This is a genomic window from Methanofollis ethanolicus, assembly GCF_001571385.1.
Classification (GTDB): domain Archaea; phylum Halobacteriota; class Methanomicrobia; order Methanomicrobiales; family Methanofollaceae; genus Methanofollis; species Methanofollis ethanolicus.
Genome location: NZ_BCNW01000001.1, coordinates 1958417 through 1977549 on the forward strand (window position 1 = coordinate 1958417; position 19133 = coordinate 1977549).

Annotated in this window: 19 protein-coding genes and 2 pseudogenes; 11 read left to right on the forward strand and 10 right to left on the reverse strand. The window is 57.5% G+C overall.

The features are described from left to right. Positions 1-35: 35 nt before the first annotated feature. Positions 36-1619, forward strand: coding sequence for an SLC13 family permease (locus MEFOE_RS09560; RefSeq protein WP_067051503.1), 1584 nt, complete (start codon positions 36-38; stop codon positions 1617-1619). On the opposite strand, the gene MEFOE_RS09565 is transcribed toward MEFOE_RS09560, so the two are convergent. The 3 genes from MEFOE_RS09565 to MEFOE_RS14035 form a co-directional block, all read right to left on the reverse strand. After that, positions 1616-2980: a PFL family protein gene (locus MEFOE_RS09565; protein WP_067051505.1), complete on the reverse strand. Its 1365-nt coding sequence runs from the start codon at positions 2978-2980 to the stop codon at positions 1616-1618. The two genes, MEFOE_RS09560 and MEFOE_RS09565, sit on opposite strands and share 4 nt — an antisense overlap. An 11-nt stretch (positions 2981-2991) precedes the next feature. After that, positions 2992-3264, reverse strand: a complete 273-nt coding sequence (locus MEFOE_RS09570) for an ACT domain-containing protein (RefSeq protein WP_067053180.1) — start codon at positions 3262-3264, stop codon at positions 2992-2994. 513 nt (positions 3265-3777) lie between these two features. After that, the gene (locus MEFOE_RS14035; RefSeq protein ID WP_067051509.1) at positions 3778-4248 is read right to left on the reverse strand and encodes a hypothetical protein; all 471 of its coding nucleotides are present in this window, start codon (positions 4246-4248) and stop codon (positions 3778-3780) included. On the opposite strand from MEFOE_RS14035, the gene MEFOE_RS14040 reads away from it, so the two are divergent. From MEFOE_RS14040 to MEFOE_RS09600, 3 genes are all read left to right on the forward strand, one after another. Next, entirely contained in the window at positions 4247-4786 is a 540-nt protein-coding gene (locus tag MEFOE_RS14040; protein WP_160329526.1) for a transglutaminase domain-containing protein, read from the forward strand. The genes MEFOE_RS14035 and MEFOE_RS14040 overlap by 2 nt on opposite strands. A gap of 216 nt (positions 4787-5002) precedes the next feature. Beyond that, entirely contained in the window at positions 5003-7246 is a 2244-nt protein-coding gene (locus MEFOE_RS09590) for a tetratricopeptide repeat protein (RefSeq protein WP_067051512.1), read from the forward strand. A 279-nt stretch (positions 7247-7525) separates the two neighbouring features. Further along, a complete protein-coding gene (locus MEFOE_RS09600; protein WP_153015934.1) occupies positions 7526-8869 on the forward strand; it encodes a hypothetical protein in 1344 nt (447 codons plus the stop codon). A gap of 563 nt (positions 8870-9432) precedes the next feature. Here MEFOE_RS09600 and MEFOE_RS09605 read toward each other — a convergent pair. Then, the gene (locus MEFOE_RS09605) at positions 9433-9708 is read right to left on the reverse strand and encodes a hypothetical protein (RefSeq protein WP_153015935.1); all 276 of its coding nucleotides are present in this window, start codon (positions 9706-9708) and stop codon (positions 9433-9435) included. A gap of 239 nt (positions 9709-9947) precedes the next feature. Here MEFOE_RS09605 and MEFOE_RS09610 point away from each other — a divergent pair, with 239 nt between their 5' ends. Next, complete coding sequence (locus MEFOE_RS09610) at positions 9948-10244, forward strand: hypothetical protein (RefSeq protein WP_067051520.1); 297 nt, start codon at positions 9948-9950, stop codon at positions 10242-10244. A gap of 131 nt (positions 10245-10375) precedes the next feature. Here MEFOE_RS09610 and MEFOE_RS09615 read toward each other — a convergent pair whose 3' ends face one another. The 5 genes and pseudogenes from MEFOE_RS09615 to MEFOE_RS14220 form a co-directional block, all read right to left on the reverse strand. Beyond that, entirely contained in the window at positions 10376-10801 is a 426-nt protein-coding gene (locus MEFOE_RS09615) for a hypothetical protein (protein WP_067051522.1), read from the reverse strand. 68 nt (positions 10802-10869) lie between these two features. Further along, a complete protein-coding gene (locus MEFOE_RS09620) occupies positions 10870-11481 on the reverse strand; it encodes a pirin family protein (protein ID WP_235809603.1) in 612 nt (203 codons plus the stop codon). A 52-nt stretch (positions 11482-11533) separates the two neighbouring features. Continuing rightward, positions 11534-11596, reverse strand: a pseudogene (locus MEFOE_RS14495) (hypothetical protein); the annotation flags it as partial. 180 nt (positions 11597-11776) lie between these two features. Beyond that, positions 11777-12001 (reverse strand): ferredoxin, encoded by a 225-nt coding sequence (locus tag MEFOE_RS09625; RefSeq protein ID WP_067051524.1) that lies wholly within the window; start codon positions 11999-12001, stop codon positions 11777-11779. 144 nt (positions 12002-12145) lie between these two features. After that, a complete protein-coding gene (locus MEFOE_RS14220) occupies positions 12146-12385 on the reverse strand; it encodes a hypothetical protein (protein WP_201785188.1) in 240 nt (79 codons plus the stop codon). A gap of 81 nt (positions 12386-12466) precedes the next feature. Between MEFOE_RS14220 and MEFOE_RS14760 the strand changes: the two are divergent. After that, positions 12467-12532: pseudogene (locus MEFOE_RS14760) on the forward strand (SHOCT domain-containing protein); the annotation flags it as partial. A 26-nt stretch (positions 12533-12558) separates the two neighbouring features. Here the strand turns inward: MEFOE_RS14760 and MEFOE_RS09630 are convergent. Next, positions 12559-12861 carry a hypothetical protein gene (locus MEFOE_RS09630; protein ID WP_067051526.1) on the reverse strand — a complete coding sequence of 101 codons (303 nt, stop codon included), beginning with the start codon at positions 12859-12861 and terminating at the stop codon, positions 12559-12561. Between the two features lie 650 nt (positions 12862-13511). Here MEFOE_RS09630 and MEFOE_RS09635 point away from each other — a divergent pair. Genes MEFOE_RS09635 through MEFOE_RS09655 form a run of 5 tightly spaced genes read left to right on the forward strand, consistent with a single transcriptional unit; the run spans position 13512 to position 18973 of the window. Continuing rightward, positions 13512-14642: a glycosyltransferase family 4 protein gene (locus tag MEFOE_RS09635; protein WP_067051528.1), complete on the forward strand. Its 1131-nt coding sequence runs from the start codon at positions 13512-13514 to the stop codon at positions 14640-14642. 2 nt (positions 14643-14644) lie between these two features. Further along, positions 14645-15829: a glycosyltransferase family 4 protein gene (locus MEFOE_RS09640; RefSeq protein ID WP_067051530.1), complete on the forward strand. Its 1185-nt coding sequence runs from the start codon at positions 14645-14647 to the stop codon at positions 15827-15829. Then, positions 15826-16833, forward strand: a complete 1008-nt coding sequence (locus MEFOE_RS09645; protein ID WP_067051532.1) for a glycosyltransferase family 4 protein — start codon at positions 15826-15828, stop codon at positions 16831-16833. Before MEFOE_RS09640 ends, MEFOE_RS09645 begins: the two co-directional genes overlap by 4 nt. Continuing rightward, entirely contained in the window at positions 16830-17495 is a 666-nt protein-coding gene (locus MEFOE_RS09650) for a dTMP kinase (RefSeq protein WP_067051534.1), read from the forward strand. Before MEFOE_RS09645 ends, MEFOE_RS09650 begins: the two co-directional genes overlap by 4 nt. Then, complete coding sequence (locus MEFOE_RS09655; protein WP_067051536.1) at positions 17492-18973, forward strand: alkaline phosphatase family protein; 1482 nt, start codon at positions 17492-17494, stop codon at positions 18971-18973. The genes MEFOE_RS09650 and MEFOE_RS09655 overlap by 4 nt, the downstream gene beginning before the upstream one ends. Positions 18974-19133 lie beyond the last annotated feature (160 nt).

Sequence of the window (19133 nt, forward strand, 5' to 3'; positions counted from 1 at the left end):
TATCCGGCTGGCGGGACGCAGGAGGGGGCGGCCGGGTGACCCTCCCGGTCGACGCCGGGATCACGCTCGCCCTCCTGGCGGTCACCTTTCTCCTCCTCTTTGCAACGAGGCTGCCGCCGACGGTGATCTTTCTGGGGGCGCTCACCGCCGCGATCACCCTGGGTCTCGCCCCGGTCACCGACCTTCTCAAGGGGTTCTCCAACCCCGGCGTCCTCACCGTCGGCGTCCTCTTCATGGTCGCCGAGGGGATGTACTCCACCGGGGCCATCACCCTGATCGCGGACCGCGTCGTCGGCCTCCCCGCCACCCTGACGGCCGCACAGGTCAGTGTCCTGGGGCCGGTGGCGCTCGGCAGCTCCTTCCTGAACAACACCCCCCTCGTGGCCATGATGATCCCGGTGGTCCGCGATATCGCCCGGAGCACGCAGCTTGCGGCGTCCCGCCTCTACCTCCCCCTCAGCTACGCCTCCATCCTCGGCGGGGCCTCGACGCTCATCGGGACGTCGACGAACCTGATCATCGCCGGCCTGATCATCGATGCGATCGCGGCCATGGGGGCGGAAGCCCCTCCCATGGAAAGGGCGAGCATCTTCTTCCCGACGCCGGTGGGCCTGGTCGCGGCCGCGGTTGGTCTCATCTTCCTGGTCCTCGCGGGCCCGCGGCTCCTCCCCGGCCGAAAGAAGGAGGAGGGGGAAGAGGCGGTGCGGCGGCTCTACGGTGCCGAGTTTTTCATCGCCGCTGACTCGTATCTGCGGGGAAAGACCCTCGAGGCGTCGGGCCTGGCGCATGCAGAGGGCTTTCGCCTCGCCTCGGTCCGCCGCAGCGGTCGGCCGGCGCCCGCCGTCGAGCCCGGACTCACGCTCCGGGAGGGAGATGTCCTCACCTTTTCCACCGATACCGACGGCCTGCCGGCGCTGTGGGCGACCATCGGCCTCGTCCCTCTCAACACCCTCTCGCCGCAGGACACAGAGCGCCACCGCCACCGTCTCGTGGAGGGAGTGGTATCCCCGCAGAACTCGTATCTCGGCCGCACCATCGGAGACCTGCCCGCCCCCAGGGAGCCCTACGAGGTGAAGATCGTGGCTCTCTCCCGCAACGGCACCCCGCCGGCCGAACCTCTCCGGGAGGTGCGCATCGAGGCAGGGGACAATGTGGTCCTCGAGGTGAACGATCCCTTCTTCTTCCAGAACCGCAACGAGCAGGAGTATCTGATCCTCAAGCGTCTCCGGGGATACCGGATCAAGATGGAATCGTCCGGCGGCCTGGTTGTTGCAGCACCGGTCTATTTCGGGTATGTCCCGGCCATGACAAAGGCATGGCTCGACCGGCTCGTGCCGTACATCGGGATGGATATGTCCCCGACATTTCCCGGTTCCTGCCCGGTCTCCTTCATCTTCGTGCAGAACATGCCTGACCCGTCACTCTTCGAGCCGGCACTCCGTTCATTCACGGACGCGGTGGCGATGTCCAACCTTGCTGTGCGGGAGTGCATGATCGCACCAGACTGCGAGAGGGGAGTAAAACCGCCGGTCACGGAAAGGCCCGACCAGATGGAGCGGGAGTACGCGCTGGGGAGGGACCTGATCGCAATGCGTCCTGAGGCAAAAAATGAGTTTTAATTTTTGAAACTGTGGATGGGCGCGGGGATCCTGCCGCCGCGGTTGACGAAGTCCGCACAGCCGAACCTGTTGACCGGTTGAATGGGCGCATGGCCGAGGAGGCCGCCGAACTCCACCGTGTCCCCGACGCCCTTCCCGACGACCGGGATGAGGCGGACGGCGGTCGTCTTCTGGTTCACCATGCCGATCGCCGCCTCGTCGGCGATGATGCCGGCGATCGTGGTCGCGGGCGTGTCGCCCGGGACCGCGATCATGTCCAGGCCGACAGAGCAGACACAGGTCATGGCCTCCAGTTTTTCGATCGTCAGGGCCCCGCGTTTGACGGCGTCGATCATGCCCTGGTCCTCGCTGACCGGGATGAAGGCGCCGCTGAGGCCGCCGACGAAGGAACTCGCCATGACGCCCCCTTTCTTCACCTGGTCGTTCAGGAGGGCGAGGGCGGCGGTCGTCCCCGGCGCGCCGACAGACTCAAGCCCCATCTCCTCCAGGATCTCGGCCACGCTGTCCCCGACGGCAGGGGTCGGCGCCAGGGAGAGGTCGACGATGCCGAAGGGGACGCCGAGCCTCTCCGAGGCCTCCTGCGCGACCAGCTGGCCGACGCGGGTGACCTTGAATGCCGTCTTCTTCACGGTCTCGCAGAGCACCTCGAAGTTCGCGCCCCGCACGCTTTCGAGGGCGTGCTTGACGACGCCCGGCCCGCTGACGCCGACGTTGATGACGGCGTCAGCCTCGGTCACGCCGTGGAAGGCGCCGGCCATGAAGGGGTTGTCGTCGGGAGCGTTGCAGAAGACGACGAGTTTCGCACACCCGAGGGAACTGTTCTCCTGCGTCGCCTCCGCCGTCTCCTTCACGATCTCCCCCATCAGTTTGACGGCGTCCATGTTGATCCCGGTCCTGGTGGAGCCGATATTCACCGAACTGCAGACCCTCTCCGTGGACGCGAGGGCCGCGGGGATGGAGTGGATGAGGTCGCGATCGGCCTTCGTCATCCCCTTGGAGACGAGGGCCGAGTAGCCGCCGAGAAAGTTCACCTGCATGTCGCGTGCGGCCTTATCGAGGGTCCGGGCGATCGTCACGAAGTCCTCCGGACAGGTGCAGGCCCGCCCACCCACAAGTGCGATCGGGGTGACGGAGATGCGTTTGTTGACGATGGGGATGCCGTACTCGGTCTCGATCTCCCTGCCGGTGGAGACGAGGTCCTGTGCGACGCGGGTGATCTTCTCGTAAATATTTTTGTTCAGGGTGTCCAGGTCGGCGTCGCAGCAGTCCAGGAGGCTGATGCCCATCGTGATGGTGCGGACATCGAGTTTCTCCTGCTCGATCATCGTGTTCGTCTCATTGACCTCAAAGAGAGTGATCATCCGAATACCTCTCAGATACGGTGCATTTTTATGAAAATGTCCTCGTGCTGGCATCTGATCTTCACGCCGATCTCGTCGCCGAGGGTCTCCAGTTCATGCACCATCTCGCCGAAGGGTCTGGAGGACCTGCTGGTGTCGACGATCATCATCATGTTGAAATACCCCTGCACGATGGTCTGGGAGATGTCCTCGACATTGATCTGGTTGGCGGCGAGGTAGGTGCAGACCTTCGCGATGATCCCGACGGTATCTTTCCCGACGACAGTGATGATGGTTTTTTTCATGCTCTCGTCCCTAGAGTACATTGGCGGTCTTCGGGGATTAATATCGTCATAACGGAAAACATGGATATTCGGTTGGATCTCTCCCTGGTCTTTCCCGCCAGGTTCCAAAAAAGAGCTCAGAATATTGGCATTTGCGGCCCAGATTTAGAAATAATCCCAATATTACCCATTTTTTCTCCCAGAAGGGGAGAGAATGGTCCCCTATCTTTCAGGCGAGGGAAGATATACCGTCAGATCGGCTAATCCGAGCTCATTTCTGCTTCATCTCTTCCATCTTGACGAAGGTCGGCGGGATTGGGTTCGTCTCCCCGCTGTCCCGGATACTGCGGAGCACGGCATTCAGTGTTCTGATGCGGAAGAGAGTTTTGGAAGGGAAAAGGCAAAGATGATAGCCAGAGATAGAAACTGTCTTCTGAAGACTATAGATTGTGGCGTTTTTCCACATAACAGATATATCGTGTAAATATATCCAACATAATTAGAATTTTAAATACGGATAAAAAAGAAAATAATTTAAAATAGTGATGTTAATTGCATAGCGAAACCGTAGGGAGATCCTATATTGACAAAGAAGAGATATTTGCTTGTTTCAGGACTCGCGGTGCTGGTCATTATGATCATAATGACCTTCTGCTCCGGGTGTTCATCATTCACTTCCAGTGATGACAGTAGCGAAAAATATACGTACACTTCGCCCTCAACGACACCGAGTAAATTCGTGAGACCGACACCACTAGCCAGTCCCCCGCCGACACCGAATAAATTCGTGAGACCGACACCACCGCCTAGGCCCCCAACAACACCGAATAAATTCGTGAGACCGACACCACCGCCTAGGCCCCCAACAACACCGAATAAAATTGTGAGACCGACACCACCGCCCAGGCCCCCAACGACACCGAATAAAATCGTGAGACCGACACCACCGCCTAGACCCGTGAAATCATTTGAACAGCAAAAAGCAGAAAAGATCAAAGCAGCCATGGATTATAGAAATCCAACAACAAGAGATTATGCGTTGAAATTAGTTAACAAAAAGAGTGCCGGGAACTACAACATCGATCAGATCTGTGATATGTGGGAGAAAGTGAATGATAAATGGACCTATGTGAATGATCCTCAAGGAGGAGATTACTTCTCCCCGGCGAGCAGGACAATAAATCTGGGGTTAAAAGGGGACTGTGATGATTTCGCCATATTGATCGCGTCGCTTGTCGAGGCGATTGGAGGGGCCAGCAGGATCAAATCGGCCCAAAGTCCGGATGGAGGTGGTCATGCATATGCCGAAGTATATATTAGCGACGATAAAAAGAAAGTTGATAGTCTCTGCAAGGATATCGCACAAAGGTATCATTGCCATTCTGTCCATTATTCAACCGATCTCGAACCGAACGGGAAAAAGACCTACTGGCTTAATCTCGATTGGTCTGCAAAACACCCAGGTGGTCCATACTATAAGGACACCGGTTCGGTCGTAGCATATTACCCGGATGGACGGTGGAAAAAGATCACCCACCGATAATATCCTTCTCTTTTTTCTTGATTTGCAGGATTCAAATTCCATTAATATTTGAAAAATAGATTTGGGCCATATTGTATCAGGAATATCTGAAGAATCAGTGTAAACCTGAACCTGTTAATTTTGGCAAATATATGTTGTTATTATACAGATACCGGAAGACATACAAAAAAAGAGATGGATTTATATTGGGCCTGTTACAATGAATCAGTGATTGAAATGGGCCTTTTCTGGAAATCTGCAGATGATTGGATTGCCAAAGGGAATGAATACCTTGAAAACAATAGTTTCGAAGAAGCAGTGAATTGCTTCTGTAAGGCGATTGATAAGTCCCCAGATTCGGGAGTTCCCTGGTATTATCTTGCGTATTCTTTTTTCTACTATGGAGATGATATGGAAGAGGAGGCAGAGAAATATATCGATCAGGCCCTCAGCCTCGAACCGGACGAATGGTATTCCCTTGCTCTGAAGGGACATATCCTGTCGTATCTGAGAAGATATGAGGAGGCTGTGGAATGCTATGACCATGCTCTTTCATTGAACCCGGATGCGGAAGATGCATGGTTCAGGAAAGGGAAGGCCCAGTATTTTCTTGATAATATGGCCGATGCCGCAGCATGTTTTGAACGTGTTCTCAACCTGAATCAGGAAAACGGAGAAGGCTGGAAGTGTTTGGGGACAATACATTCCGATCTCGACGAAAATGACGATGCATTATACTGTATCGATCGGGCACTCACTCTAAACGCGCAGGATGCGGAGGTCTGGAGCAAGAAAGGCTCTCTACTCCATAATCTCGGGCAGAATGAAGAAGCATTAGAATGCCTGAACACCGCACTCAGTCTCAATCCAGAGGATTGGACATCATGGGAATGTAAAGGAACGGTTCTCGTCGATCTGGAAGATTTTTCCGGAGCCATTGAAGCGTTCGACCACGCCATTGCATTGAATGAGAGTGCAGAAGAGCCCTGGCTCCAGAGAGGAAGGGCACAGATCGAAACGGGAGATATGGCAGGTGCTGCATCAAGTCTCGACCATGCCATCTCTCTAAACCAGGACAATGGAACTGCATGGTGGCTACAGGGCATCGTACATATGGAACTTTCCGAGAATAATGACGCCTTAAAGTGTTTCGAACGTGCTCTGGCCATCGATGCCGAAGACGTGGACGTGTGGTACAGGAAAGGAACTGTTCTTTCTCTCATGATCAGGGACAACGAAGCCCTGGAATGCTTCGACGAAGCCCTGCGTATTGATCCCGGCAATCCGGAAATCCTCACAGAGAAAGGAAAAACCCTGCTTGATCTCTCTCGATCTGAAGAAGCACTGGCGTGTTTTGAGGCCGCCCTGGCGGATAATCTCGATTTAATGGATGCGATGTTATTTAAGGGGGCTGCACTCGCGGACCTGAATCGTTACGAGGAAGCGCTTCGATATCTGCATGAGTCCCGCAGAGGTATTGAAGATAATCCAGATGCTGAGGCTTTCCTTCTGGCACTGGAAGGAATGTGCTATGCGGAGATGAACAATCCGGTCGAGGTCAAGAGCCACTTTAACCATGCCCTGATCAAAAGCCCGGGTAATCCCCATATTCTCGCAATGAAAGGGCTCTCCCTTTCGGAGTTCAATCTCCCGGAAGAGGCGATGCGAGCCTGCGAAGAGGCACTGGCCACCGATCCAGAGAACGAAACTGCTCTCTTAGGGAAAGGGCTCACCTGTGTCTGTATGGGGGACGCAAGCAGAGGCCTTGAGATACTCAAACAGATACCCTCGCAAAGACCTAACTCCTTTCTTCTCTGTTGCAAAGCCCTCGCTCTTCTGATGCTCCACAGACAACAGGAAGCGCTCTCCCTCTGTGACCAGGCGATGACGATCGATCCCTATGAGTCACGTGCCTGGTCCACAAAAGGTCTCTGTTACCTGAGCCTAAAACGCCCCGACCTTGCACGCGACTGTTGCAGGAAAGCGCTGGATATCGATCCGTACAACCTGGATGCAAAAAAATTCCTTGAAAGAATCGATGGAACGGATACAAAGACCACTCCTCCCCCGAAACCCGGCGCAAAAAAAATGGTTTTCATCAGCCACTCCTCAAAAGATGGGGATATTGCCGGGATGCTCTGCACGAAACTTGAAGATTCGGGTCTCGGCTGCTGGATCGCACCGCGGGATATCCCTCCAGGCCGGGATTACCATGAGGAGATCATCGATGCCATCGAAACCTGTCCCGCCATGGTATTGATCTGCTCGTCAAACTCAGTTGCGTCCAGACATGTGAACGGAGAGGTGAAACGGGCCTTTGATAAGGCTACGATCATCATCCCGCTCAGGATCGAAGAGACGCAACTCTCCAAGGCAATGCAGTACTGCATCAGCGACGCACAGTGGGTCGATGCATTCAATGGGATAGATGCGCAGATCGCTGAAACAATCCGAAAAGCGATCTTGAGTGCTCTGAACTGAAGCAGATTACTATGAACACCCCACAAAAACCCATACAAACCGAGATCAGAATCGGCGTCACCGGCCACCGTACCGTCGGCCCACGCCCCGAGATCCTCCGACAGATCCACACAGTTCTCACGACTATCGACGGTCTTCTGGAAAATACGCCTCACCAGTACCGTGTCATCTCGCCTCTTGCCGAGGGTGCCGATCGCGTTGTCGCTGAGACTGTCCTTGGATGGACAGGAGGGGATGGGGATATGGTGCTCCCTCCTGCCCTCGACGTGATCCTTCCTTTTGAAAAAGAAAAATATCTGCAGGATTTCAAGACGCAATCTTCCAGAAAAGAGTTTGAGGCTCTCCTCGGGAAAGCGGCATCGACGAGTGTACTGGACACAGACGGACCGCGAGAAGAGGGATATGAAGATGTGGGACATGCGGTCGTCGATCGCTGTGACCTGCTCATTGCCATATGGGACGGGAAGCCGGCTGCCGGGCGGGGGGGGAACCGCTGATATCGTCAGTTACGCCCGGGAAATGGGAAGGGCTTACATTCACATCGATCCGGATGGCGGGACCTCTGTCCTCTCGGAAACAAACGTATTTTTCAAGGGTCTCCGTCATCTAAACACCTTGAATGCGGAGCAAACGCCTGGAGGAACAGACGAGGAGATGTGCTGGTTCAGCGAGACACTCCGGAATGGCTGTGCGAAGTACGGATTGTCCAGCGACCTGATAGCACCCCTTGAAGAGGACATTATACCGGCCTTCGCCCGGATTGATCAACTGGCAATGCACTATCAGAAACGCCATCTCAACGCGGGAACCATGATCGCACTCCTTGCCACCCTTGCGGTAGCGACGGTCACGATTCAAGTGCTCTTCATCCCCCATCACCCAGAAGTGCTCTGGCTGGAGTTCCTCGAAATGGCTACGATAATCGGGACAATCATCATATCCCGGCGCGGCGAATGGCACAGGAAGTGGATCGAATACCGCATCATCGCCGAGCAACTCCGGGCATATCCCTTTCTCATCCTCGCGGGCATGAACCCGACAGAGAGACGGGGAACTGACCCTGGAGATCACGGCGCCGACGATTGGACTGGAATGGTGATCGCCGATTTCTGGAAGCACCCGCCGTCTCTACCGGAATCTATTCACGAGAACAACACGGCGATTTTTAACTTTATCACCGGGGAATATCTTGAAGACCAGGCCAGATACTATAGAAAAGCAAACAGTCGCCATGAAAACAGGGATGAAACCCTCGAAAAAGTGGGGATCGGCCTATTTATCATTACCATGCTCGCCTCTGCACTCCACGCCCTGGGAGTTGGTCACAGTTCGGCGGCCCATGATGCAGTGCTCCAGATTCCGGCGCTTCTCACATTCTTTGCCATTTTGCTTCCCGCATCTGGAGGTGCTCTGGCAACAATACAGGTACAGAGAGAGTATCGCAAAAACGCCCTTCGTTATGACGCTATCGCCAGACAACTCACCATACTGATCAGACGGATGAGAGCAAGTCAGACGCTGGAGACCTCCAGAGAGATCCTTGGGGAAGCCTATGCCCTTATCACCAGCGAGAATCAGGACTGGAGGATAACATTGATTGTCAGGCAACTTCATCCTGCTTAAATCTCACCGTTGGCTCTCTGAGAACAGATCTTGCCCATCCTTTCCCTGTTGCCGAGGGAACGCTAAATTTCTGGCTCCGTAGAATCCCTCATAGATGGATCGGTGTATCCCTTATCCCATGGGGAGATACGTAGATCCACCGCCTTCCTCACAATCTAACCGGGGGACTACGCCCCCGGGCCCCCGCTCAGGATTGGACCTTGAATGGGTAAATCCTGCATTTTGAAGAGGAGACTGCCCTCCACCCCCTATCCTAATGGCAGGGGGACCGGGGGGCGGCAGCCCCCCGGCAGAGGCACTCCAAAACAGGATTTCTACAGAGCCAGATTTCTTCCTTTTCCTTCACTCCGATCGAAAGCCGCGGAGACGGCATGTTGCTCGGTGCAATCTCACGTGCTGTCTCCATGCCTACCCTCGACAGCAATATCATGAAAATCGCACTCTCACCATATCAGAGGTCGTCGATTTATCGACAGCATATTGGTAGTCCCTAAAGTAGGTGCAGAACAATGTTAGGGATTTTTCACGGCCCAGGATACACGGAAAAAAGAAGAGGGTGCAGGTCAATCAGGGACCTGGAGGGAAGGTTCGATCTGGCGCTGCATCAGGGCGGCAAAGCCGACCCCGCCAATGAGGTCGAAGACACCGAAGAGGAGGACGTGCAGGCCGTCGATGCCCGCGGCGGCCATGCCCGGGAGGCCGATGCCGCCGATATTCATCGAGAGGACGATCAGCAGGACCTGGGTGACCGCCGCACCGGTGACAAGGTGGAGGACGCTGGATGGGATGTCGCACCGCATGAGTACGTGTGGGTCGACCAGCGTCATCAATTTTTGCAAATGAACATCTCGCACGTTTTTTGATATTGCATTCAAATTTGTAATACACGAGCAATTTCGTCTTTTTTACACGACGATAAAGAGACATGACAGATTGACTGACCCTTCAGCGGGAGGAATAGTGTGAAAAAAAGCATGGGGACTGCACCGGGCAAGCGTTTCAGGCCAGTCTATTTAATAATAATATTTATATAATATTGTGATTATTAACAGGACGAAGAACAGGAGGGGGGAAGGAGATGACAAAGCAGAGCGTAAAAGTGCGCCGCCTTGGCGTGATGTCCGTTGCATTCTTTTTTGCAATTCTGAGTGCCCTGTATGGCCTTGTCGCGGGAATCGTCGCTGTCACGATGGCCATATCTGGAACTGATCTGGGGATCATCGCCGCGATTACTGCGGGGATCGGAGGGATTCTCCTCACCATCGTGCTCTGGGCGATCGGCGGATTCATCGGCGGCGCGATTGCGGCGGTGATCTATAACTTCGTCTTCGCCGCGTCCGGAGGCATCCAGGTCGACCTCGACGTGGAGTCCTGAACTGGAAACCTGATCTTCTTTTTCTTTACCCTTCAGGTCCAAAGAACCGGATCTCTTCCCGTGGATAGAGAGCGGGGCTGGTCCCTCCCTCGAACACATATTCATCGAAAAAAGGGAGGGAGAAACATCAGTTATGCCATGCTCTGCGTGATGATGCCGTCCATCTCTGCGATGATCCCGGCGAGCGCCTCAGGGACCACACCGCCGACGGCCCGGACCGTCTTCCCCCCGGCTGTCACCTCATAGGAGAAGAGGTCGTACCCCTGCTGTGCGGGGGCGTACTTGTCCTGGAGGGAGAGGAAGGCCTCGGAGGTCGTCATCGATTGTATCCTCTGGAGATCGTCGGCTTCGAGAGCGACCTCGGAGAGGTCGCCGTGGCGGGAGACCTCTGCGGTCCCGTTCTCGTACACGACGACGGTGTCGTTGAACCCTGCAAACCCGCCTGTCCTGTGATATTCGACCACGACAGGGGACGACGTGTCGGCCGAGGTGCACCCGGCCGTCCCGGCGAGGGCGAGGATACAGCCGAGAAAAAGGAGAGTCAGGATCTTTTTCATGATAGGAGATGGACCTCTGTCGGCATAACTCTCTCGAACACTGCGAATATTTTCGAAGTCTCGCCTGTTCAGCGGGCCCGGACGAACGTCCCCTCCCTGTACTCGCGGAACGCCTCCTCAAGTTCCTCATTGGTATTCATCACGATCGAGCCCGACCCGGCGATCGGTTCGCGGATGGGCCTGCCCGAGAAGAACAGGAAATGCAGGGAAGAGAGAGGAGAACCGATCGTGCCCTCGTCACCGTCACCGAAGAGGGCGCACTGGTATTCCCTGAGGTCCAGGGCCCCGAAACGACCCGACCCCCCGATGACATAGGCATAGACAGTGTGCCCAAGCCTCACGCCGTGGACGAAGACTGCACCCGGTGCCATCGTGACGTCGAAGACGTCGGGTTCAGCGACGATCTCCCGGACAGGGCCGTCGACCCCCTCCCGCCACCCCGCGATCACCCTGACCTCGCTCCGTCCCCATCGCGGACCACCGTGATCTTCCGACCTGATCTCCGGGTAGCGCGGCTCCATCATCCTGTGCGAGCGGGGCAGGTTCACCCGGAACTGGAAGCCACCCATCTTTCCGCCGACAGGTTTGGGCATTTCCGGGTAGACGAACCCCACCCCTGCGGTCATCCACTGCACGTCTCCCGCACCGATGGTCCCGGCATTGCCGATGCGGTCTGTCACCGTGCTCCACCCACCCGTCGAGCATGATGGTGACCATCTCGATGCCACTGTGCGGGTGCCAGGGAAAACCGTTAAGATAGTCCTCCAGATGGTCGGACCTGAAGCCGTCGAGCATCAGGAAGGGATCGAAGAGCGGCACCTCCCGGTGGCCGAAGACCCGCTGCAGCCTCACCGACACCCTCCACTATCTCCCGCGCCTCGAAGGCCCGGGCGACCCCCGTATCTGTGGCATGCGAACGGAGAGGCGACGTCGGCCTATAGGATCTACCCCGGACAAAAAAAGGTCGAGAATAAATCAGGAGATATGGATGACCTCGACCGGGCACCCCTCCGCGGCCTCCCGCACGCAGTCTTCCAGTTCTTCGGGCGCCTCTCCCTCCGCAGGATCCCCTCCGGCCCTGTATTCTCCGACGATCTGGCTCAGCGTGTCGTCAGGGCTCTCCTCAAACACATCAGGACAGGTCTCCCAGCACAGGGCACACCCCGTGCAGTCCTCGCGGTCAATAGTGATCCGTACCATGGTCCTTCCTCCTTCGTAGACACCCAAGATACACCGATCTCATATAATCCTTCGGTCTCCGGAGTGCAGGGCGGTCGGCCGGATCCGGCAGGGCCACGCGGAGATCCCGAACGCCCGTACTCTTCACGCGCGGATGCGATATCTTCAACGGGTCCGGCACATCACCCCCCCATGAACGGCCTCATGAACCCCTTCCGGGACGGACATCACTATATGGAAACCTGGTTCGGACTCCCGTTTTCGGTGGAGAATGGTGCTCCTCTGGTGGGCCCTTCTCCTTGCCATCGGCTGGCTGGTGTACCGCGACGCCGAGCAGAGGGGAATGAACGGCCTGCTCTGGTTCATCCTGATCATCCTCCCCTCTGTCGGGACCATCTTTCTCATCCTCTACGTCCTCGTGAGGGAAACGTCTGACCGGAGTCAGGTCTCAGAGAGGGACCGTGCGCTCGATATGCTCAAGGAGAGAGATATACAATGGGGGAGATATCGGAGGAGGAATACAGACGGAGAAAAAAGGAACTGGAAAGATAAAGGTGTCCCGGAACACCGGGAGACATCTACCACCGGAACTTCTCCTGCTTTCTGGCCATCTCGTCGAAGGGGAGGAGGGCGTACCCGTGCACCTTCCCGAAATCGTCCAGTTCGATCTCCAGGTACAACTGAAGATCGCCGTGCTCCATCACCACCGTCGCCGGGTCTCCTCCTTTCTGCACAAAGCCCCAGTCTCCAAGATCTCCTGCGATGTCGGCAAAAGGTTTGCCGCCATGAGCATCAAAGAGCGCTTCCACTTTCTCCATCATCTCGACCCTGAAGTCCTGGCCGACCATCTGCGGACCGATCATTGTCACCGTCTCCTGCATGAAATGTCACCACGAATATAAAAATATGAACATACGCAGGCACATCGGCAGCCAGACAGAATTATGCCCATATTCAATGAGATAAGAGGACTTTATCACCCAACAGACAGTCAGGAAAGGGCCACCTGACGCCCGGAGCAGGAACTGCGAGGGGAACATTAAAGTGCATATCCTGGACCTGAACCGGGCATAGCGGACCAGACACAGAAACAATAATGATATTCTTTTGTTTTCCCCGTGGACACTCCCCAGAATCGGCATATATCTACCTCAATCCCGCAGAGGTTTGAGATTTCAATCATACTATCGGGAGCATAACAGGCCGGATGGATAAAATATAAATATAATCATCGTGTAGTGACGATACGACCGAACCACGGGGGGACGGTTTTCGTTCAGATTCAATCGTCAGGTATCTTCTCTGACCTGTCACACGGCAGACATGCGTGACTCCGGGGTCTAAAAGAGTTACGGCCCAGGGCACTGCGACAGGATGGATCCTGAACAGACGACAGAGGGGATCGTATCTCTGGATTATCCGTCAGAACCCCCGAAGAGCGACCCGGCGACCCGCCCCCGCAGGGCACCGCTCTTGTGCATTCGGTCACAGCCTCACCCCATCTATAGACCACCCTGAGGAGGGACCATCCATGAAAATACTCCAGATCGTTCCCTACTGTCTCCCCTATCATGGCGGGCAGGAGCGCTATGTCTACAACCTCAGCAAATATCTTGTCAGGCACGGCCATGACGTCGAGATCATCACCTCGAACTATCCATACAGCCAGAAGTGCGAGACCTCAGAAGGCATCAGAATAACCCGGCACCGCTGTCTCGCCCGCCCCATGAGAAACCCCCTCACCCCCGCGTTCATGACCCTGACGCGGGAGAGCAGGGAGTGCGACATCGTCCATACCCATAACGAACACAGCACCGCCGCCATGGCGGCTGCGTTTCTCAGGAACGGCAGGTGCGCCCCTCTCATCCTGACCTGCCACGGCCAGTTGATCTTCGGCGACAATTTCAGGGACACCCTGGAAAAGGTCTACAGCAAGACCATCGGCAGGGGCATTTTTTCCCGTGTGGACAGGATCGCCGTGAACTCCACGGACGACAGGGACTATGTCCTCTCCATCAACGCCTCCGTCTCGGACAAGATCGATATCCTCCACAACGCCATCGACCCCGAATTTTTCGACAGCGTCAGGGGCGCAAACGGGATCTTCGACCTCAGCGGCAGGACCAACCTCCTCTATGTCGGCAGGTTGATCCGGAGAAAGGGCCTGGAATGGTTGATCAGAGCGATGGCCATCATCAAGCAGTCGGGCAATGGCCGGGACGTCAGGTGCATCCTGGTCGGCGAGGGGGAGGACAGGGAATACTTCGAGCGCCTGATCAGGGAGCAGGGAGTCGAAGGGTCGGTGGTGCTGGCAGGCGACGTCGGTCTCGACGAACTCGTATACCTGTATCGGCACGCCGACCTCTTTGTCCTCCCATCACTCTCCGAAGTCTGCCCGACCGTCGTGCTGGAGGCGATGTACTTCGGCATGCCTGTCGTCACGACCGACATTCCCGGGGTTAGGGACCACTTCGCGGGATCTGCTCTCCTTGTGCCGCCGAAAGACGAGGCATCGCTCGCGCGCGCGATCTTGAGCGTCATCGACGATAAGAACCTGACGGCCAGACTCGCCCGGGCAGGACAGGACCTGGTCACCGGGAAATATGTCTGGAGCCGGGTCTCGAAGGCCTACGAGTCGATATACCGCTCGATGGGGGCGTGAAGATGCGGGTGGGACTGTTTACGACCGATTTCCCCTATAAAAAACCCTTTGTGGACGAGGTCCCCGAAGGCGGTGCCTATGTCAGGAGCGGCGTCGGCGAGGTCGTCTATCACCTTGCCCTGGAACTGGAGAAACTCGGCCATGAGATCGGGATCTTCACGACCTCGGCCGACAGAGACGACCACACCGAGGAGACGGGCGGGATTACGGTTTTCCGGTACGGGAAAGACCTGAAACTTGCGGAGACCGAGATCTCCCTGAAGTACCTGCGGGGGCGGGACACCCCGTCCCTCGACGTCATCCACCTCCACGCCGGGTCGCCGCCTGCCACCCTTGCGGCACTCGGCCATCTCAGAAAAAACCGGACGCCCTTTGTCGTCACCCATCACCTCGACCCCGACATGGGGTCGGGAAACCTCCTCAGGCGGGCATTGCTGTACGGCTATTCAGGATATTACCTGAGACAGTCTTTTGCAAAGAGCGACCGGATCATCGCCCTGTCGCAGGAGGTCGTCGCCTCGTCCCCGCACCTCCGGCCTTTCCGGGATCGGATCAGCGTCATCCCGAATGGGATCGATATCGCCGAACTGGAGACGCCCCTCGCGAAAAAAGAGTGCAGGAACAGGTTAGGACTCCCGGACGAGGGAACGATCGTCCTCTTCCTCGGGAACCTCGTGCCCCGGAAAGGGCCGCACGTCCTCCTCACGTCGATGCAGACCGTCCTCAGGGAGGCGCCCGACACCACCCTCGTCCTTGCCGGGACGATCACGCCCTTCGGGGAGGGCCTCAGGGAAGAGGCGCGGGCCCTCTCCCTGGAGAAGAACGTCGTCTTCACCGGGACCGTGGGGGAGGAAACGAAAAAGATGCTGTACCATGCCGCGGACATCTTTGCCCTCCCCTCCTTCGGGGAGGCGTACCCCCTCACCATCCTGGAGGCGGCCGCGTGCGGACTGCCGGCGGTGGTGAGCGGGCTTGCAGTCTTCAGGGCCCAGGTCCGCGACGGCGAGAACGGACTCTTCAGCAGGACTGGCGATCCTGGGGACCTCGGCGCAAAAATTCTCCGCCTGATCGCTGCGAGGGAGGAGAGGGAGAGAATGGGCAGGAATGCACGGTCTGCCGTGCAGAACCTGAACTGGGACAGGATCGCCGCGGCACACCAGGCAGTCTACGAGGAGGTGCTCAGGTGAGGGTCGGCATCATCGGCCCCCTCTCCGGCGAGGAGGACGAGGGGTTCAGGAATGTCACCGCACGGTTTGTCGAACACCTCGGCAACCGCCACGACGTCATCCCCCTCGACGTCGGCGGGATCTCCTCCCCCCTCTTCTGGAAGATGGTGCGGGACGTCTCCCCCGATGTCGTCCACTACATGACAGCACCGACATTCTCCAGTTTCCTGGCGCTGAAGGCGGCGAGGGCCCTCTCCAGAAACGACACGAAACTGGTGATGTCGGCCCTGCACCCGAATTGCCTCCCTGTGCTCAGGAACCCGGTCGTCCGCGCTCTCGTCCCCCGTTTCCCGCCCGACCTCATCATCACCCAGTCGCCGGAGGCATCCCGCCTCCTGAAAGAGACCGGGGCGCGGGTACGGCTTCTTCCGCACGGCGTCGATACCGTGAGGTTCAGGCCGGTTGCTGTGGGTGAGAAGGGGAGGCTGCGGGAGAAGTACGACCTCGACAGGGACGTCTTCGTCCTCCTCCATGTCGGCCACGTCAAACCCGACCGCGGCCTCGGACAACTTCTCCGGCTCCAGCAGACTATCCCGGACTGTCAGGTCGTCATCGTCGGGAGCCCCCGCTTCGCGCGGGACCGAAAATATGCAGCGTACCTCAGGGAGCACGGGTGCATCGTCATGGAGGGATATTACAGCCGGATCGAGGAACTCTACCAGCTTGCCGACTGCTACGTCTTTCCCCGGGGAAAGACGCTCTTTCTCCCCCTCACGGTCATGGAGGCGATGGCCTGCAACCTCCCGGTGGTTACCGCCCCCTTCGACGGGATCACGCCGTTCTTCCCTGAAGGGAAGGGCCTCTTCGTCGCCAGGTCGGGAGAAGAGTATTCAGGATATGTGCGCATGGCACTGGAGGAGAGAGGGACAGTCGCAACACGGGAGAAGGTGCTCCCCTGCTCCTGGGGCCGCGTGGCCGACGAGATCAGTGGCATGTACCGAACGCTCTGCGGAGGAAGACCATGAGACGAGGAAAGATCATCTGCTTTACCGGGATTGACGGGTCAGGGAAGACGACCCTTGCAAAGTATCTGACTGACGAACTGCACAGGCGTGGGGTCGACACCCGGTATGTCTATGGACGGTATCAGCCCGCCGCGCTCAGGCCCCTGATGTACCTGGGGAAACTCCTCTTTTTCCGGAACAAGGATATGTTCCAGGACTACTCCGATTATGCGGGGTCGAAGAAGGAGACGGCACAGGAGCACACCCTGCTCGCCCGCCTCTATCAGCGCCTCCTCTTCTGGGAGTACGCCCTCCAGTTGACCCTCAGGGTCTCCCTCCCGGTCGCCCTCTTCAACAGGACCCTTGTCTGCGACCGTTATATCATCGACACCATCGTCACCGACCTCGCCGTCGACTTCCACTACTCTGAGGAGGAGGTGGAGGAGGTGATCCGGAAGATGTACGGCCGTTTCCCGCGGCCAGACATCACCTTCCTGATCGATCTGCCCGAAGAGGTAGCAATGAAACGAAAGGACGACACGCCCTCTGTCCGGTACCTTGAGGAGAGGCGGCGGCTGTACCTCATGTCGGCGGCGACCGTCGGCGCCGTCGTCCTCGACGGGTCTCTGCCAGGCGAGACGATCAGGCAGAGCGTCCTCAGGTACACGGGGATGGCGTCATGACGCGGCTTGCCGTGATCGGGATCGACAGCATGGACTCCCTGCTTGTCGACGCCTTTATCGACGACCTGCCGAACCTCAGGCGACTGAAGGAGGCATCACCGCCGATCGCCATGCACTCGGTCTTTCCCCCGGACTCTGACACGGCATGGGCGACCATCTACACCGGCCTGAACCCGGCTGAGCACGGGGTGGTCCACTTCGTCGACCCCCTGGAGAAGACCTCGATCTACCAGACAGACTACCTCGACTCATCCCTGGTGCGGGGCAGGACCTTCTGGGACGCTGCAGGGGAGGCAGGAAAGAAGGTCTGTGTCGTCAACCCGCATATCGGGTACCCCGTCTGGGCGGTCAACGGCACGATGGTGAGCAGGAGCCCGAAGAATACCGGCGTCCAGGCTTATCCCGAGACCGCCGCCGTTATCGCCGGCGACGGCCTCCTGATGCCCGACAGGATCCCTGACTCGAAAGGGGAATACCAGGAGTACCTCGAACGCCTCGAATCCGTCGTCAGGAAGGAGGCCGCCGTCGCCGGAGACCTGATGCGCTCGACCCGGTGGGACCTCTTCTTCTTTTATTCCTCGGCCCTCGACTTTGTCCAGCACATCTTCTGGAATTACTGCGACCCGAAGGATCCCATGTATCCGGGCGACGACAACCCCTTCCGGGACACCATCAGGCACTTCTACCGCACCTACGACGAGGTCGTCGGGTCCCTCACCACCGACCTCCCGCCCGACACCGCCGTGATCGTCATGAGCGACCACGGCCACACGATGCGGCCGTCAGACCTCGTCAACATCAACGAGGTCCTGCGGCTGAAGGGCTATCTTGTCGCGAACAACGGGATCTCGGCGCCGATAAAAAATGCCGGGGAGAAGGCGAAAAGGGCGGCGGTGAACATCATCCAGAGGACGGCACTCCGCGGGACCGCTCTCAGGATCCTCAGGAAACACCCGGGGATCAAGGAGTACTACACGGTCCCCTCGTCCATCGACTTCGGTCGGACGGTGGCGCACTGCACCGACCTCTCCGGCATGAAGGCCTACAACTACGGGGGGATCCTCGTTGCGCGGGAGAAACTGGGGGAGAAGCGGTACGACGAGGTGAGGAGGGAGATCATCGACCTCCTCACCTCGTACACCCTGCCAGGCGGTGCACCGGCCTTCGAGTGGGTCCGTGAAAGGGAGGCACTCTACCAGGGGCGGCACCTGGACAAGTACCCGGACATCCTCTTCAAACTGAGGGAGGGGTACGGTGCTGGTTGGGCGATCCACGAGTCGGTCTTCTCGACGTCGAACACCCACAGTTTCTATCCGGGTTCCCACCGGGGGGACACCCCGGTCTTCTTCCTCCGGGCACCCGGCGCCAGCAATCAGCCCCTGACAGAGGCGGGTCTGGAGGACGTCAGCCCCACGATCCTGGAGATTCTCGGAATAGGGGGAGACGGCAGGGGTGGGAGCGGAAAGAGCCTTATCTAAAGATAGGCCGGAGATCTTGCCGGACTTTCAGGGCCCGACCGGCACCTGATAGAGGAACGGAACGACGAAAAAAAGGTAACCCGGCGATCCCCCTCCGAGGTGGAGAGAATACATATATACCATGATGCAGATTACGACCATACGTCCGCCCCCTGAGAGG

Bases quoted from the DNA above. Each gene is read 5' to 3' on its own strand.
- MEFOE_RS09565 (WP_067051505.1), bottom strand. From the start codon at position 2,980: ATGATCACTCTCTTTGAGGTCAATGAGACGAACACGATGATCGAGCAG.
- MEFOE_RS09570 (WP_067053180.1), bottom strand. From the start codon at position 3,264: ATGAAAAAAACCATCATCACTGTCGTCGGGAAAGATACCGTCGGGATC.
- MEFOE_RS14040 (WP_160329526.1), top strand. From the start codon at position 4,247: ATGGATTATAGAAATCCAACAACAAGAGATTATGCGTTGAAATTAGTT.
- MEFOE_RS14035 (WP_067051509.1), bottom strand. From the start codon at position 4,248: ATGGCTGCTTTGATCTTTTCTGCTTTTTGCTGTTCAAATGATTTCACG.
- MEFOE_RS09590 (WP_067051512.1), top strand. From the start codon at position 5,003: ATGGGCCTTTTCTGGAAATCTGCAGATGATTGGATTGCCAAAGGGAAT.
- MEFOE_RS09610 (WP_067051520.1), top strand. From the start codon at position 9,948: ATGACAAAGCAGAGCGTAAAAGTGCGCCGCCTTGGCGTGATGTCCGTT.
- MEFOE_RS09615 (WP_067051522.1), bottom strand. From the start codon at position 10,801: ATGAAAAAGATCCTGACTCTCCTTTTTCTCGGCTGTATCCTCGCCCTC.
- MEFOE_RS09625 (WP_067051524.1), bottom strand. From the start codon at position 12,001: ATGGTACGGATCACTATTGACCGCGAGGACTGCACGGGGTGTGCCCTG.
- MEFOE_RS14220 (WP_201785188.1), bottom strand. From the start codon at position 12,385: ATGAGAAAGATGGTCCCGACAGAGGGGAGGATGATCAGGATGAACCAG.
- MEFOE_RS09630 (WP_067051526.1), bottom strand. From the start codon at position 12,861: ATGCAGGAGACGGTGACAATGATCGGTCCGCAGATGGTCGGCCAGGAC.
- MEFOE_RS09635 (WP_067051528.1), top strand. From the start codon at position 13,512: ATGAAAATACTCCAGATCGTTCCCTACTGTCTCCCCTATCATGGCGGG.
- MEFOE_RS09640 (WP_067051530.1), top strand. From the start codon at position 14,645: ATGCGGGTGGGACTGTTTACGACCGATTTCCCCTATAAAAAACCCTTT.
- MEFOE_RS09650 (WP_067051534.1), top strand. From the start codon at position 16,830: ATGAGACGAGGAAAGATCATCTGCTTTACCGGGATTGACGGGTCAGGG.
- MEFOE_RS09655 (WP_067051536.1), top strand. From the start codon at position 17,492: ATGACGCGGCTTGCCGTGATCGGGATCGACAGCATGGACTCCCTGCTT.